Raw genomic sequence first — 15199 nt, forward strand, 5'->3', positions numbered from 1 at the left:
TCTTGGCTTCCTGGATGGCTATGACAGAAGTGCCGCCCCGACGCTGACGATCCAGGTCCCGAGCGTATCGCGCTGGGAGCCGGTCATGCCGCGGTCACCGGCGCCGACAGGCAGGTCGATCTTCTGATTCTTCTCGGCGATGACGATCGGATGGTTGGTGCGGTAATCGTCCGGAATGGCGCCGACCGTGATGCTGTCGCGCTGGGCGCAGCCGGCGAGCAGCGCCGCCACCGCAACCGCCAGGACAGGAACGGCTCGCCGGCAGACCCGTGAACGGCCGAGACGGGTCGTTGCGGCGATGGTGCTTGCCTTCAATGCTGACTGAGACATGTCCGCTTCCCCGCTTACTTGTAGATGAAGCCGACAACGCCGTGGTAGCGGCCATTGGGCTTGTCGGTCTGCATGGTGCCGTAGACGCGATTGACGCGGCCAAGGAACATGCCGGCGCCATCGCTGGCGGCGTTGAAATTGTCGTCCGGCTTGGCAAGGTCGTTGCGCGCCACCGGCTTAACCAGATAGGGCGTGATGATGATGACGAGCTCGGTCTCGTTTCGCACGAAATCCCTGCTGCGGAAGAGCGCGCCAAGCACCGGGATCTTTGTCAATCCAGGCAATCCGTTGACGGCTTGCCTGACATCGTCGCGAACCAGGCCGGCGATCATCATGGAGCCACCGGATGGCAATTCCACCGTTGTGTCGGCAAGGCGCTTGCGCAGCGACAGGGCATTCATGCCGGGACTCGTCACGCCTGAGGAGAACGATACGGATCCCTCGGTTGTCGGCTCGGAAACCGACGTCCTGACTTTCAAACTTATGCGGCCGGGAGACAACACAACCGGCTGGAATTCCAGGCCGATGCCGTACTCGATCTTTTCGACGCTGTAGGTCTTCAGGCCGGTCTGGTTGTCTTGCGATACATTTGCCGAGACACCCGTGACCATATTGTATTCACCGCCGACCTTGAAGGTTGCCTTCTCGCCCGACACAGCCGTCAAGGTCGGCTCGGCCAAGGTCTTCATCACCCCGGACTGCTCCATAGCGTTCACATAAGCCTGCAGTCCTGAAGCGCCGATTTGAAAGCCGGAATTCGACAGCTGTTTGCCGAGACCCGTGAAGTTGTCGCTGATTGCGCCGTAACTAATGCCGTTGCTGCCGCCGCTGCCAACCATGTTGACGCCGAGCTGCTTCATCACCGAGCGGCTGACTTCGGCGACCGTGACCTTCAGCGTGACCTGGTCGTCGCCAATGATCTGGATCAGGTTGACGATCTGGCTGGTGCGGCGCTCCTGGTCCGGATTGTTGATGTCGACACCGCTCTGGGCCGAGCCGCCAGCCGCGGTCTGCGAATATTGTCCCGTCGTCGCTTCACCACCCGACACGAACATGTTCGCCAACTGTTCGGCGCGCTTGGCATCCAGGGGGGTATCCACGGTTCCTGTGAGAACGACGTTGTCGTTCAGCAGTTCCACCTTGACAGCCGACGTCGGCAGGAAGCGCCTGATATAATCTTCAAGGCCGGCAACGTCGCGTTCGACGGCCAGGTCCAGGCTGACGATCTGCTCGCCATTGGGGCCGAAGACAAAGATGTTCGTCTCGCCGACCGCCTTGCCGAACAGATAGATGCGCCTTGCGGTGCGGGTCACCGCATCGGCAACCGCCGGATTGGCGACGAGAATGTCATAGGCATCGCTCGGCAGGTCGATGACCACCGACTTGTTGAGGCCGAGCTTGACGCGCTGGGTGGCCGTCGATGCCGTGACCTGCGCGTTCTTTGCCTCGACGACGCTGCCTTGCACATTCGTTCCGACGAGCAGCAGGCCGAATGCCGCGGCTACGATTGCCGGCAGTTTGCCACCTAGCTTCATTTCCTTGCTCCCACTTCGGAAACTTCGCCCGACTTGATCAGCCTCACCGTTCCCCTGCGGCCATTGCCGGAAACGAGATAGTCGGCCTCACCCACATTCTTTTCCTGCGTGTCCGCGACCGCCCGCAGCGCCAGGGTCAGGCGATCCGCCATCTGCTGGGCGACGGTGATAATCTCCGCCTGCTTGGGCGTCAGTTCCAGCGTGGCGGTCTGGCCCACCCTGGTCTTCTTGCCTTCCTCGTCCTCCTGAATGGTCTGGTCGATGGCCAGGACGCGGATGTTCTTGAGGATGGTCTCGGTGTTGAAGCCGGCGGCACCGCTGGCGGCATCGGCCCTGCGGGTCATGATGACGTCGACGAAATCGTTGGGAAGAATGAAGCCGCCGGCCGACGTGTCGGCCGAGATGGCCGTGGCGACCGCCCGCATGCCGGAAGGCAGGATCGACGACATGAAGCTCTGCCCCTCCCCGATCAGCTTGGAACGCCGCAGCGGCTCTCCGGCATACATCGCCACACGGGCAATGGAACCCTTCAGCTTGTCCAGCGCCTCGGGCTCGGCGGTGCGGGTGATGAAATTCGCGTTGACGCCGTCGGCGGGCCAGGATTGCCAGGCGATGTTGTTTTGGATCGGGCTGCCCATCGGAACGTCGCCTGAAAGCACAAGCACATCCTGGAGTGCCACTGCCGGGGCCTGGGGAGCGGAATCAACGACGACCTGGGGCGGCGGTGCCACCATGTTCTTCGCGACATAGCCAGCGCCACCCGCCGCGGCCACCGCCACGCTCAGAATTATCAATCGCGATGCTGGCATCTGTCCGAACCCTTGCCCTGGCAAACCACGTAGCCAAGCCGGACTTTGCAGCGGCAATCGTCAAAACAAGGTTAATGTAATGCTTACGATCGTGATTAATTTAACGTTTACATAAATTAGCCGGACTATAGCCGGACCGGCCAAAACAGCCGGGCCGACCCCGTTGAGAACGGGGTCTCGGCAATGCTGACAGACAATAAAATAATATCGTGGTCAGGCCGCCAGCCTGGCCAGCGCCCATATCATCAAAGGCGAGTCCGGATAGGTCAGCAACCCGCCAAGGCCGAGCGCGACGCCATAGGGAACGCCTTTTGCCTCGTCGGCGAAATGGCGCAGAAACGGATTTTGGCCGGTAACGGCCGCAAGCATCGACTTCCGGTAGAGGATGATCGCGAGCGTCAGCAGGCCGCCGATGATTGTCGAGGCGACAAGATACTCCACGAGATTGACATTGAGGCCCATCCACATCGCGGTTGCGGCCAGAAGCTTGGCGTCGCCGCCGCCCATGCCGCCTATTGCAAACAGGCCGAACGTCACGGCCAGGACCAGGGCGCCGGCGGCGAAATGTCCGCCATAGGCCGCCCAGTCCATGCCTGTAAGGGGCGCGACCAGCGCGAAAACGACGACGAGCAGCACCGGCACGCGGTTGGCGATCGTCATCGACAGCATGTCGGAGATCGCGGCAAACAGCATGCAGAACGGAAAGACGACGAAGATCAGGGCTTCAAGCATCGGCGCCACGCCTATTGTCCGATTTTATTGGGCTCAATCTAAGATATGTTCGATTAACGATTGATGAGGCCAGGAACGAAAAGACGACCTATATTGGCAGCGGCATAAAAAAGGCCGCCACGCGGCGGCCCTTTTCCAGAAAATGCGATGCAAGTGCTCGGCGATAAGCCGATCAGCTGCCGGTCGGCGCGTTGTTCAGGGTGCTGCCAATGTTGGTGAACTTGGCATTCAGCGCATTGCCGAGCGTGCCGGCGCCAGTGATGATGGCGAGCGCGATGAGAGCGGCGATCAGACCATATTCGATAGCGGTCGCGCCGGATTCGTCCTTCACAAAACGTGCGATGAGATTAGACATTCGAGAGCTCCTACTCCACGTGTTACAGCACTTCCGTCAACTTCTGTGATGGTTGATCGGATGCTGCCAATCTAGGGAGAAGCTCTTTCGATCGGCTTAAGAAACAGCCTTACCGATTCCTTTCCCGGTTCGAACATATTGCGTGGTTAACTTCGGGCTAAAGTACCGCCGCGCCTTCCAGTCCCAGGTTTGGCAGGCTTGCGCCCCGACTGGACCGCGCCTCGCGGGGCGCCCTTATCGGCCATTGCAGGATTGGCAACATCGCAGGCTTAACCGTTGGTTCACCAATCTCGTTCATGTTCCGTTGATCAGTCCGCCTGCGTGGAGCGCCTCAATGGCCCAGCCGAGATCGTCAATCCTGATTGCCGCGCTTCTTGCCGTCTCGAGCTTCGTCGCGCCCGCCATGGCCGGCGCCGGCATCGAGGTCACGATGAACCAGGCCAAGATCGTCAAACTGTCGCGTCCCGCAGACACCATCGTGGTCGGCAACCCGGCAATCGCCGACGCTTCCGTGCAGGACGCTTCGACGATCGTGCTCACCGGCAAAGGTTTCGGCGTCACCAATCTGGTCGTGCTCGATACCGACGGCAGTCCCATCGTCGATGAGCAGGTTACCGTCGTGCGGCAGGCTGCTTCGTCGGTGCGCATCTATCGGCGTGCCGAAATCCAGACGATGTCCTGCACGCCGTATTGCGAAAGCTCCTACAAGAGCGAAGCGGAGAAGTCTTCCGAGGCGGAGATGAGCGTCAGCCGATAGGTGGCGTGACCGGCTGCCGGTGCGGTTATTGGCCGGTTAAGAGGCCTGCGCCGACTTTAACGATCATCCAAACCGGACCTCAATCGGTTTGCGTTAATGGTCCTTCCGAGACCGCATAGAGATCGGCAGGATCGGACATGAGCAAGGGATACGGCCGCGCAGGCGACCACAAAGTGAGATGCCCAAGGTTTTTCGCCCGTTTTCTTCGTGACCGGCGCGGCGCCACGGCAATCGAATTCGCGATCCTTTCAGTCCCCTTCGCGCTGCTTGTCTTCGCCATTCTGGAAAGCTGCATCTCGTTTGCCGCGCAGGAAGTGATGGCCAACATCACCGACGATGTCGCGCGCAAGCTTCGCACCGGCCAGTTGAGGGCGGTTGACGTCGCCGGAACCAACTTGCGGGACATGATCTGCACAAAACTGCAGATCATCGTTTCCCAGGATTGTCCCAATCAACTGCTGGTGGATCTTCGCCAATATACATCGTTCGCGGATGCGGCCACGGCCGGCTTCAAGATCCAGAACGGCGATGTCGTATTGACGAAAGGCACCGCAACCCAGTCGTTTTCAGTGACAGCGGGTGCGGCGGAGTCGAGGAACATGCTGCGGGTCTTTTACAAATGGCCGATCATGACCGACCTGCTGGCCAAATCAATGGGCGGCAACAAGACGCTGCACTTCGCATCGGTGACCTGGCAGAACGAACCGTTCGACAACTGAGCGGAATGCACGAGCAGTATAAGAAAAGGGCAATGGGCATGATGCGTGCGGGGGCACATCTTATGATTACGGGAGTTTGGCGGAAAACAAGTCTGTTCTGGTCCGATCGTCGTGGCATCGCGGCGGTCGAATTCGCGTTGATCATGCCAATTCTGCTGATCATGTATTTCCTCACAATGGAAGCGTCGCAAGCCATCGAGACCAGCAAGAAGGTCAGCCGTATCGGCAGCATGGTGGCCGATCTCGTCACCCAGCAGACAAGCGTCCTCAAGGCAGATGTCGACGCCATCATGCAGATCGGCAGCGTCACCCTTCAGCCCTACAACCGCTCAAATCCGACCATCACCGTCACGGCAATCCAGGTCTCGGCCGATGCGACGAGGGCACTGGTGGTGTGGTCACGCAAATTGGTAGCCGGCGTCGCCAGCCCTGGCGCCGCCGCCACCACCGAGACAACGATCCCGGCGTCGCTCAGAGTCGCCAACACTTTTCTCATCCGCGTTGAAAGTAACCTCGGCTATACGCCGGTCATCGCGTGGAGCGCGAGCAGTCAACAGAAGCTTGGGCTGACCTCGGCTTTCAGCAACATAACCATGGGCGAAACCTATTTTCTGCGCCCCCGCAGAAGCGTGACGATCCCTTGCAGCGACTGTTGAACAGAGGCAGCCAGGCGTGCGCAGGCCGCTCCAGCTACTGCTGCGGCCCACGGTCCGAAACGAAGCGCACGATAGCAGCGGCCATCTCGTAGTCTTTTGGCGCCACGGTGGCGAAGCCGCCGGAATGTTTCGATTCCAGGAGATCGTAGATATCGGGCGTCGTCGACTTGAGGTTGGTGAGGAACACGGCAAGCCGGCGCTTGGCTTCGGGGTCGAGATCGCTGCGGACCGCATGGGGGCCGTATCTCAACAGGCCCGACGTCCATACGATCCGAAGCGCCGTCACCGAGAGCCCTGCCGCCTCCAACCTCGCCTGCGTGCCCGACGGTTCTCGCGGGCCGTCGGCAGCGGCCGTCACCCAGCCGAACAGGCCATCGGCTTTGCCGTCGACCAGCATCGTCTCGGCCGCCGCGGCCGAATCGGCATGGACCAGAAACGGTGCATCTTCCGCGATCTTGCGGCCTTCCGCCGCCAACGCCGCCAATGGCAAGAGAGAACCGCCGACGCTGTCAGGAGGCGCCATGGCGATACGATGGCTGTCCATCGCCGCAAGGTCGGGCAGCTTGCCGTCCCGCGTCAGCAGAACCGAGCGGATGCCGATCGCGCCGTCTGAATCGACCGGAGCCACAAGCGGTTCGATACATAAGCAGCGCTGCGAGGCCGTCGCATATGCGGTGGCCGAATAGATCGCATATTCGATGCGGGCATTGGCCTGCGCCTCGATCAGCGCGGCATAGTTGCGGGCAACGACAAACTCGACCTTCATGCCCAAGGCCTTGGTGTAGGCGTCGGTCAACAGTGCCAGCCCCGGAACGGAGTTGCCGGCGCCTGGCTCGGCAACGATGCCGATGCGAAACGTGCCGATATCGTCGCGCCAGTCGGCATGCGCCGGATTTGACCAGAGCGCGACCTGCGCCAGCATGAGAGCGGCATAAGTCTTCAGCGCAACCCTCATGACAGGAACCACGGTCTGTTGTCCTCGATTCATGCCCATGCCCGGAGCATTTGTGCATATCGCAGCCCAAAACCGCTGCGCACCGTTGGGCGACATGCATCTCTGTTTGTGCATGTCGTTATCCCAAAACCGCTGCGCACTTTTGGGCGACATGCATCTCTGTTTGTGCATGTCGTTATCCCAAAACCGCTGCGCACTTTTGGGCGACATGCACCAGACTATCACGCCAAGCCGTTGCCGTTTGGTTTCCGAATTGCCAATGAAGTCGCGGAACCCTATGTCTGGTCGGTCAAACTGGCAACAACTCGATGGCACGCGCTTTCCTCTTCGTTCTGGACTCCTTCGGCATCGGTGGAGCGGCCGACGCCGACCGCTACGGCGACGCCGGCGCCAACACATTCGCGCACATCGCAGAAGCCTGTGCAGAGGGCCGCGCGGATCGCGAAGGGCTTCGCAGTGGACCGCTGTTTGTCCCCCAGATGGCCTCGCTCGGGCTTGGCAAGGCTGCCGAAACCGCAACGGGGCTGGGCTTTGCCAGCAGCGGGACGGATCTGCTCCCAACTGCCTTTCACGGCGCCGCACAGGAGGTTTCGAGCGGCAAGGACACGCCGTCGGGCCATTGGGAGATCGCCGGCCTGCCGGTGCGCCTCGACTGGGGCTATTTCCCGGATACGGTTCCCGCCTTTCCGGCCGAACTGACCGAGGCGATGATCCGCGAAGGCAAGGTGCCGGGCATTCTCGGCAATTGCCATGCGCCGGGCACCGAAATCATCGAGCGCTTTGGCGAGGAACACATCCGGACCGGCAAGCCGATCTGCTACACGTCGGTCGACTCGGTCCTGCAAATCGCCGCGCATGAAGTCCATTTCGGCCTCGATCGGCTTTATGAATTCTGCCAGGTGGTGCGCAGGCTGGTTGACCCGCTCAGGATCGGACGGGTGATCGCGCGGCCGTTCGTCGGCGAAACCACCGCCACTTTCGAGCGGACATACAACCGTCATGACTACGCCGTGCCCCCGCCGGAACCGACCCTGCTCGACCGGCTGACGGCGCGTGGCAGCCGTGTCATCGCCGTCGGCAAGATCGGCGACATCTTCGCCCATCGCGGAATTTCGCAAGTGCGCAAGGCGGCAGGCAACATGGCTATGTTCGACGAAGCGCTGGGTGCGATGGATGATGCCGGCGACGGTGACCTCGTCTTCGCCAATTTCGTCGACTTCGACACCGAATTCGGTCACCGCCGCGATGTCGCGGGCTATGCTGCAGCGCTCGAGGCCTTCGACCTGCGGCTGCCGGAGGCATTTGCGAGGCTGCGGCAGGGCGATCTTCTCATCCTGACGGCCGACCACGGCAACGACCCTACCTGGGCCGGGACCGATCACACGCGCGAGCGCGTTCCGGTGATCGGCACTGGACCGGGTCTCAAGGGCGGCGACATCGGACTGAGAACGACATTCGCCGACATCGGCGAAACCGTGGCCGAGCATCTCGGGCTGGCGCCCGGACGCTACGGCACTTCTTTCTATGCGGCGATCGGCGGTCATGCCTGAGTTACCGGAGGTCGAAACCGTCCGGCGCGGACTTCAGCTGGTTCTGGAAGGCGCCACCATCGCCCGCGTCGAGGCGCGCCGACCGGATCTGCGCTTTCCATTTCCCGAGAAATTCGCGCAGCGACTGGCCGGCAAGACGATCACGGCACTCGGCCGCCGGGCCAAGTATCTGACGATGGACCTGGAAGGCGGCCCCGCGCTGATCTGCCATCTCGGCATGTCGGGCTCATTCCGCATCGAGACGGCCGATGGCAGCGACATGCCCGGCATCTTCCGGCACGACCGCTCGAAGAGCTCCAATCACGACCACGTCGTCTTCCATGTCGTGTCTCCGGCCGGTACCCGATCGCGCGTGATCTTCAATGATCCGCGCCGCTTCGGCTTCATGTTGTTTGCGGAAGGACTGCCGGACGTTCATCCGATGCTGGCTGGACTTGGCGTCGAGCCTACGGGCAACACATTGGACGGTGCGCTGCTTTCCTCATTGATGAAGGGGCGGAGATCACCGCTGAAGGCAGCGCTTCTCGACCAGAGGCTGATCGCCGGGCTCGGCAATATCTATGTGTCGGAGGCGTTGTGGCGTGCGGGCCTGTCGCCGCTGCGCGAGGCGGGCACGATCGCCAGGCCCGGAAAGAAAGCCCAGGCCCAAAGCGAACACCTCGCGCAAGCCATTCGTTCGGTGATATCGGATGCGATCGCAGCCGGCGGTTCCTCACTGCGGGACTATATGCAGACCGATGGGTCGCTGGGCTATTTCCAACACGCCTTCGCCGTCTACGACCGCGAAGGCGAGGCCTGCTCCAAGCCCAGTTGCGGCGGCCACATCGAGCGTGTCGTGCAGAGCGGCCGATCGACCTTTTATTGCCGGACATGTCAGCGATGAGTCAGAGCAATTCCAGCAAAAGCGGGGGCGGTTTTCCGTCCGAAATTGGTCAAGACAAGGAGATGGAGCGGTTCTGCGTTTCCGTGAAACGATGAACCGCTCTAGACGAGCGTAAGCAAGGAGAAGCAGCCATGAGCTATGAGACGATCATCACCGAGACGCACGGCAAGGTCGGGCTGATCACGCTGAACAGGCCGCAGGCGCTCAACGCGCTGAACTCCCAGATCCTGACCGAGGTGGTGGCAGCCGTGAACGGGTTCAGCGCCGATCCCGGTATCGGCGCCATGGTCATCACCGGTTCCGAAAAAGCTTTCGCGGCGGGCGCCGATATCAAGGAGATGCAGTCCATCTCCTATGCGGACGCCTACGCCCAAGACTTCTTCGTCGGCTGGGAGGAACTGACGCGGGCGCGAAAGCCTATTATCGCGGCGGTGGCGGGCTATGCACTCGGCGGCGGTTGCGAGCTGGCGATGATGTGCGATTTCATCATCGCCGCCGACACGGCCAAGTTCGGCCAGCCCGAGATCACGCTCGGCGTCATTCCAGGCATGGGCGGGTCACAAAGGCTGACCCGCTTTGTCGGCAAGTCGAAGGCGATGGACATGTGCCTGACCGGGCGGATGATGGATGCCGCCGAGGCCGAGCGTTCTGGCCTGGTGTCGCGGGTCGTGCCTGCCGGTGAACTTGTCGAGGAGGCGCTGAAGGCCGCGGCCAAGATCGCCGCTTTCTCGCTGCCATCGGTGATGATGGCAAAGGAAGCTGTCAACCGCGCCTTCGAGACGACGCTTGCCGAGGGATTGCGGTTCGAGCGCCGGCTGTTTCACTCGCTGTTTGCACTGGACGATCAGAAGGAAGGCATGGCGGCCTTTGCCGAGAAGCGGAAGCCGAATTTCACCAACCGCTGACGCCAATCCCTTGGCTTCGAAGAAGATGGTTGTTGGCCGCCAAAAAGAAGGCCAGGCAGCGTTGACGCGCCGGAAAAGCTGAACTATAAGCCGCACCAACCGAGGCGGCCCTGTGGCAGCCCGTTTGTTTTTTGCGCCCTGCGGCATCCCGCATGCGCCGACCAGATCAGAAGAGAGGCATCATGGCCAATACATCCTCGGCCAAAAAGGCAACGCGCAAGATCGTCCGCCGCGCAGCGATCAACAAGAACCGTCGCTCGCGCGTCCGCACCTATATCCGCCAGGTCGAAGAGGCGCTTGCCTCCGGTGACAAGGCTGCCGCACAGGCTGCCTTCAAGATCGCGGAGCCGGAATTGATGCGCGCCGCAACCAAGGGCGTGATTCACAAGAACACGGCGTCCCGCAAGGTGTCGCGACTGGCTCAGCGGGTCAAGGTACTGTCGGCCTGACATTACTTGCCTAGACTGACGTTCTTCGAACCCGGCCGTTTGTGCCGGGTTTTTTCGTTTGCCGGCAAGCACTTAAAAAGAATGTCCGGAAACGGCGTCTTATGCGGATTTCACAATAGGGAATAGTTTGCCGGCATATGCATGCCTGCTGTTGATCGGCACGCTTGAAAATCGCCGGCCTAATGATTCTTGGCTGTCAAAAATAGCTTATATTTTTCAAACGCTTACAGATGGTGATCCACAGCTTGTCCACACCGGACTGGCCCGATCGGGGAGAAGTCGCTGTCAAGCGAATTATTTCAGAATATTTCTGTCAGCGCCCGGTTTTTCATATTCGCCGGAAAAGGGTTTGAATCACAATGGCTTTGTTAAAATGTGCCGTCGCGGCATGCCACTCGAACCCGCCTCCACTAACCAGATTCCTTAAAAATCCGTTAGACGTGGCCTTGCCCTATCCACAGCGATTTCGGTAGTGTCGATCTATCGAAAGGGACGGGCTCTGGCTCTTAACCCAAGCCTGAATCGGCCAGCTTAAATTGGCGGGATTTGCAACGCGGATCAAGTCCGCGGACGGCTTTGGTTTGTCTTTTTCGATACGGTAGGGGACTGGCGTAACTAGACATGGCAGGTAGACGGCGCGCCGGCGCTCTTTTCGCCGGACGGTGTTGTATTGCCCTGACATACCCAACGCGGACTGGCTTCCATGGGCCGGCACCGGTTCCCACGGATAATGGGCGACGTTCACCTGCCGGCGGCGGCAGCGGACATCGTAGCAAAGACTTAGGTCGCCGGAACCGGATGCAGGAGGCGCATCCCCGGCGGAAAACAGGTACGGAAGGACAAGGAAAAGATCATGCAGAGCGGCATCGAAAGGGAACTTACGGGCGACCTCCCATTTCCTGGAACTTTGATCGGAGCAAACGACATGGCGGTGTCCAGCGACGCGGAACAGAAATTCGACCGGGTCAAGACCCAGTTGAAGGCGCGCCTGGGAACCGAAGTCTATTCGAGCTGGTTTGGCCGCATGAAAGTCGCCGAGGCTTCCAAGGGCATTGTCCGCATCTCGGTGCCTACCGCCTTCCTGCGCTCATGGATCAACGGCCACTATCTCGACCTCATCTCCGAGCTGTGGAAGCAGGAGGATCCCGATCTTCTCAAGATAGACATCGTCGTGCGCACGGCAACCCGTCAGGGACGCGCCCAGGCCGAGCCAGAGGTAACGCCGGCACGCAGCAAGGTGACACGGCAGACGCAGACGGCGCTTGCCGCAGGCACAGTCAGCCCCAGCCGGGTGGAGCGCGCATCGACTCCGCGTCCGGGCACACCCATCGAGAGCGAATTCCGCCACAACGTTCTGGGGTCACCGCTCGATCCACGCTACACGTTCGGCTCTTTCATCGAGGGGCCGTCGAACCGGGTGGCCTTCGCCGCCGCCAAGGCAGTGGCGGAATCGCAATCGAGCGCGGTGCGTTTCAATCCGCTCTTCCTTCACGCAACCGTCGGGCTCGGCAAGACCCATTTGCTGCAGGCCATCGCCGCGGAATCGCTGAAGCAGAACCCCAAGTCGCGCGTCGTCTATCTCACGGCCGAGTATTTCATGTGGCGCTTTGCCACCGCGATCCGCGACAACAACGCTCTGACGCTCAAGGAGCAGCTGCGCGACATCGACCTGCTCATCATCGACGACATGCAGTTCCTGCAGGGCAAGTCGATCCAGCATGAATTCTGCCACCTGATCAACATGCTGCTCGACAGCGCCAAGCAGGTCGTCGTCGCTGCCGACCGGCCACCATCGGAACTGGAATCGCTCGAACCGCGGGTCCGTTCGCGCCTCAATGGCGGTGTCGCGCTTGAAATGTCGGCGCCCGATTTCGCCATGCGCCTCGGCATGCTCAAATTGCGCCTTGCCACGGCCAGGAGCGACGACGCATCCCTCGACATTTCGGAGGAGATCCTCAATCACGTCGCCCGCACCGTGACCGGCAGCGGACGCGAGCTGGAAGGCGCCTTCAATCAGCTTTTGTTCCGTCAATCCTTCGAGCCGCAGATCACCATCGACCGGATCGACGAAATCCTCGGCCACATCTATCGCACAGGCGAGCCGAAGCGTGTCCGTATCGAGGACATCCAGCGCATCGTGGCGCGTCACTACAATGTGTCGAAGACCGAATTGCTGTCCAACCGGCGCACGCGCACCATCGTCAAGCCGCGGCAGGTCGCCATGTACCTGTCGAAGGTGATGACGCCGCGCTCGCTACCCGAGATCGGACGGCGTTTCGGCGGCCGCGATCACACCACGGTGCTGCATGCCGTGCGCAAGATCGAGGACCTTTCCGGCAACGACAACACGCTGGCGCAGGAACTTGAGCTTCTGAGGCGGCTGATCAACGATCAGGCCTGACCCTCCGGGAGGGCCGAACCGAAACAACGCCGGGATTCAATGGCTTGCCAGTGCGGCGCCGGGCCTGCATCGGGCTCGTGGCATCGCCTGGAAGCGATCTGGATTTCGGTTTTTCGACACTGGCTCGCGGACTTCGGGCGCGTTATCCCCAGAAAGCCCGCGTAGCCGGCCTGAACCGGCGGCGCGGGCTTGCGTTTGCTGGTTTTTTCCTGTCAGTTTACGCAGATTCTGAGCCTATTCAGACCTTTCGCGGGACGCCGCTCACTGGTGACCCGTCATTCATTCAAGCGAGCCTGTTTCGTCATGCGTGTTATCCTGGAACGGTCAAATCTCCTGAAGTCGCTCAACCACGTCCATCGTGTGGTCGAGCGGCGAAACACCATACCGATCCTGTCCAACGTGCTGCTCGGCGCCGAAGGCGCCAGCCTTGAAATGAAGGCAACCGATCTCGACCTCGAGGTGACCGAAGCGACGCCCGCCAAGGTGGAGCGCGGCGGGGCGACGACGGTCCCGGCACATCTGCTCTACGACATCGTGCGCAAGCTCGCCGATGGCGCCGAGGTGATGCTGAAGACGGACGAGGACGGCAACGCCATGACGGTGACGTCCGGCCGCTCGAGCTTCCGCCTTCAGTGCCTGCCGCAATCCGACTTCCCGGAGCTTTCGGCCGGATCCTTCTCGCATATCTTCCGTCTCGACTCGGTTGCCCTGAAAGGCCTGATCGAGAAGACCCAGTTCGCCATCTCCACCGAGGAGACACGCTATTACCTGAACGGCATCTACCTGCACACGCATGAGGTTGGCGGCAAGCTGAAGCTGCGCTCGGTGGCGACCGACGGCCACCGCCTGGCGCGCGCCGAGATCGACGCGCCGGCGGGTTCCGAGGGCATGCCGGGCATCATCATTCCGCGCAAGACGGTGAGCGAGCTGCAGAAGCTTGTCGACGATCCGGATGTTGCGGTGACCACCGAACTGTCGGACACCAAGATCCGCTTCACCATCGGCAGCGTGGTTTTGACCTCGAAGCTGATCGACGGCACCTTCCCCGATTATCAGCGGGTCATTCCGACAGGCAACGACAAGAAGCTGATCATCGACCGCCAGAGCTTTGCCGCCGCCGTCGATCGTGTTTCGACCATCTCTTCCGAACGCGGTCGCGCGGTGAAGCTGTCGATCAGCGAGGGTCAGGTGACGCTTGCGGTCAACAATCCGGATTCAGGCAGCGCCACCGAAGAACTGTCCGCTGACTATTCATCCGATCCGATCGAGATCGGCTTCAACGCCAAGTACCTGCTCGACGTTGCCGCGCAGCTGACCGGCACGGAGGCCAAGTTCATGCTGGCGGATGCCGGTTCGCCGACGCTGATCCACGACATGGCCGACGAGACCGCACTCTATGTGCTGATGCCGATGCGCGTGTAGCGGCGCGGTGTCAGCACTTCGGTCCTGTTGTGGACCGGCGGCAAGCGCGATATTTACGGCGACTTCTATAGGCGGATAGCGGTTGCCGGCACAGAACCATATAAGTAAGCTAACACTTACTAATTTCCGCAACTATGCGGCGCTGACGATCGATCTGGCGCCAGGTGCCGTGGTTTTTTCCGGCGACAACGGCGCCGGCAAGACCAATCTCCTCGAAGCGATCTCCTTTTTGACACCGGGACGTGGCTTGCGCCGCGCGCCCTACGCCGATGTCGCGCGCGAGGGCGGCGACGGCGGCTTTGCGCTGCATGCCCGGCTCGACGGACCTGATGGCCAGGTCGAGATCGGAACAGGCATTTCCGGCGGTGACACCGCCGGCGAAGGCGGCAGGCGGGTACGCATCAACGGAGCTTCGGCGCGTTCGGCCGAGGACATGCTGGAATGGCTGCGCGTGGTTTGGCTGACGCCAGCCATGGACGCGTTATTCACCGGACCGGCCGCGGATCGCCGGCGCTTCCTCGACCGGCTGGTGCTGGCGATCGACCCCGGCCACGGGCAACGTGCGATCGACTACGAGAAGGCGATGCGCGGTCGTAACCGACTGCTTACCGAAAGCTCTCGGGACGACCGCTGGTTCGACGCTATCGAGACGCAGATGGCCGAAACCGGTGTGGCGATTGCCGCGGCGCGCGCCGAGATGGTGCGCCTGCTGGCCGCCATGATCGACAGGCTGCCCGACAC

Annotated in this window: 15 protein-coding genes and 1 pseudogene; 10 read left to right on the top strand and 6 right to left on the bottom strand. The window is 61.3% G+C overall.

Going from position 1 to position 15199, the window contains the following annotated elements:
- Positions 1-60 precede the first annotated feature (60 nt).
- From EN884_RS05150 to EN884_RS05170, 5 genes and pseudogenes are all read right to left on the bottom strand, one after another.
- A pseudogene (locus EN884_RS05150) lies at positions 61-330 on the bottom strand (CpaD family pilus assembly lipoprotein); the annotation flags it as partial.
- 14 nt (positions 331-344) lie between these two features.
- The gene (locus tag EN884_RS05155) at positions 345-1865 is read right to left on the bottom strand and encodes a type II and III secretion system protein family protein (RefSeq protein ID WP_013533683.1); all 1521 of its coding nucleotides are present in this window, start codon (positions 1863-1865) and stop codon (positions 345-347) included.
- Entirely contained in the window at positions 1862-2674 is an 813-nt protein-coding gene (cpaB, locus tag EN884_RS05160) for a Flp pilus assembly protein CpaB (protein WP_013533684.1), read from the bottom strand. Before cpaB ends, EN884_RS05155 begins: the two co-directional genes overlap by 4 nt.
- A 213-nt stretch (positions 2675-2887) precedes the next feature.
- Complete coding sequence (locus tag EN884_RS05165) at positions 2888-3406, bottom strand: prepilin peptidase (protein WP_013533685.1); 519 nt, start codon at positions 3404-3406, stop codon at positions 2888-2890.
- Between the two features lie 172 nt (positions 3407-3578).
- Positions 3579-3761 (bottom strand): Flp family type IVb pilin, encoded by a 183-nt coding sequence (locus tag EN884_RS05170; RefSeq protein ID WP_013533686.1) that lies wholly within the window; start codon positions 3759-3761, stop codon positions 3579-3581.
- 334 nt (positions 3762-4095) lie between these two features.
- On the opposite strand from EN884_RS05170, the gene EN884_RS05175 reads away from it, so the two are divergent.
- The 3 genes from EN884_RS05175 to EN884_RS05185 all read left to right on the top strand — a co-directional run bounded on the left by EN884_RS05175 (position 4096) and on the right by EN884_RS05185 (position 5893).
- Positions 4096-4518 (top strand): pilus assembly protein N-terminal domain-containing protein, encoded by a 423-nt coding sequence (locus EN884_RS05175; protein ID WP_013533687.1) that lies wholly within the window; start codon positions 4096-4098, stop codon positions 4516-4518.
- A 137-nt stretch (positions 4519-4655) separates the two neighbouring features.
- Positions 4656-5237, top strand: coding sequence for a TadE/TadG family type IV pilus assembly protein (locus tag EN884_RS05180; protein ID WP_063169998.1), 582 nt, complete (start codon positions 4656-4658; stop codon positions 5235-5237).
- Between the two features lie 32 nt (positions 5238-5269).
- A complete protein-coding gene (locus tag EN884_RS05185; protein ID WP_318014161.1) occupies positions 5270-5893 on the top strand; it encodes a TadE/TadG family type IV pilus assembly protein in 624 nt (207 codons plus the stop codon).
- 34 nt (positions 5894-5927) lie between these two features.
- Here the strand turns inward: EN884_RS05185 and EN884_RS05190 are convergent, their stop codons facing one another.
- On the bottom strand, positions 5928-6848 hold the full coding sequence (locus EN884_RS05190; RefSeq protein ID WP_063169997.1) for a PhnD/SsuA/transferrin family substrate-binding protein: 921 nt from the start codon (positions 6846-6848) through the stop codon (positions 5928-5930).
- 308 nt (positions 6849-7156) lie between these two features.
- Here EN884_RS05190 and EN884_RS05195 point away from each other — a divergent pair, with 308 nt between their 5' ends.
- The 7 genes from EN884_RS05195 to EN884_RS05225 form a co-directional block, all read left to right on the top strand.
- Positions 7157-8398, top strand: coding sequence for a phosphopentomutase (locus tag EN884_RS05195; protein ID WP_013533691.1), 1242 nt, complete (start codon positions 7157-7159; stop codon positions 8396-8398).
- Positions 8391-9281, top strand: coding sequence for a bifunctional DNA-formamidopyrimidine glycosylase/DNA-(apurinic or apyrimidinic site) lyase (mutM, locus tag EN884_RS05200; RefSeq protein ID WP_013533692.1), 891 nt, complete (start codon positions 8391-8393; stop codon positions 9279-9281). The genes EN884_RS05195 and mutM overlap by 8 nt, the downstream gene beginning before the upstream one ends.
- Before the next feature lie 131 nt (positions 9282-9412).
- Positions 9413-10186, top strand: a complete 774-nt coding sequence (locus tag EN884_RS05205) for an enoyl-CoA hydratase (protein ID WP_013533693.1) — start codon at positions 9413-9415, stop codon at positions 10184-10186.
- Positions 10187-10368: 182 nt separating this feature from the next.
- Positions 10369-10635 carry a 30S ribosomal protein S20 gene (gene rpsT / locus EN884_RS05210; protein ID WP_013533694.1) on the top strand — a complete coding sequence of 89 codons (267 nt, stop codon included), beginning with the start codon at positions 10369-10371 and terminating at the stop codon, positions 10633-10635.
- Positions 10636-11560: 925 nt separating this feature from the next.
- The gene (gene dnaA, locus EN884_RS05215; protein WP_127387494.1) at positions 11561-13036 is read left to right on the top strand and encodes a chromosomal replication initiator protein DnaA; all 1476 of its coding nucleotides are present in this window, start codon (positions 11561-11563) and stop codon (positions 13034-13036) included.
- Positions 13037-13339: 303 nt separating this feature from the next.
- Entirely contained in the window at positions 13340-14458 is a 1119-nt protein-coding gene (dnaN, locus tag EN884_RS05220) for a DNA polymerase III subunit beta (protein ID WP_013527877.1), read from the top strand.
- A gap of 82 nt (positions 14459-14540) precedes the next feature.
- Positions 14541-15199 (top strand): AAA family ATPase (locus tag EN884_RS05225; RefSeq protein ID WP_164894927.1); only part of this gene is annotated, 659 nt, incomplete at its 3' end.

It is taken from the genome of Mesorhizobium sp. M7A.F.Ca.AU.001.01.1.1, assembly GCF_004022735.1.
Classification (GTDB): domain Bacteria; phylum Pseudomonadota; class Alphaproteobacteria; order Rhizobiales; family Rhizobiaceae; genus Mesorhizobium; species Mesorhizobium ciceri.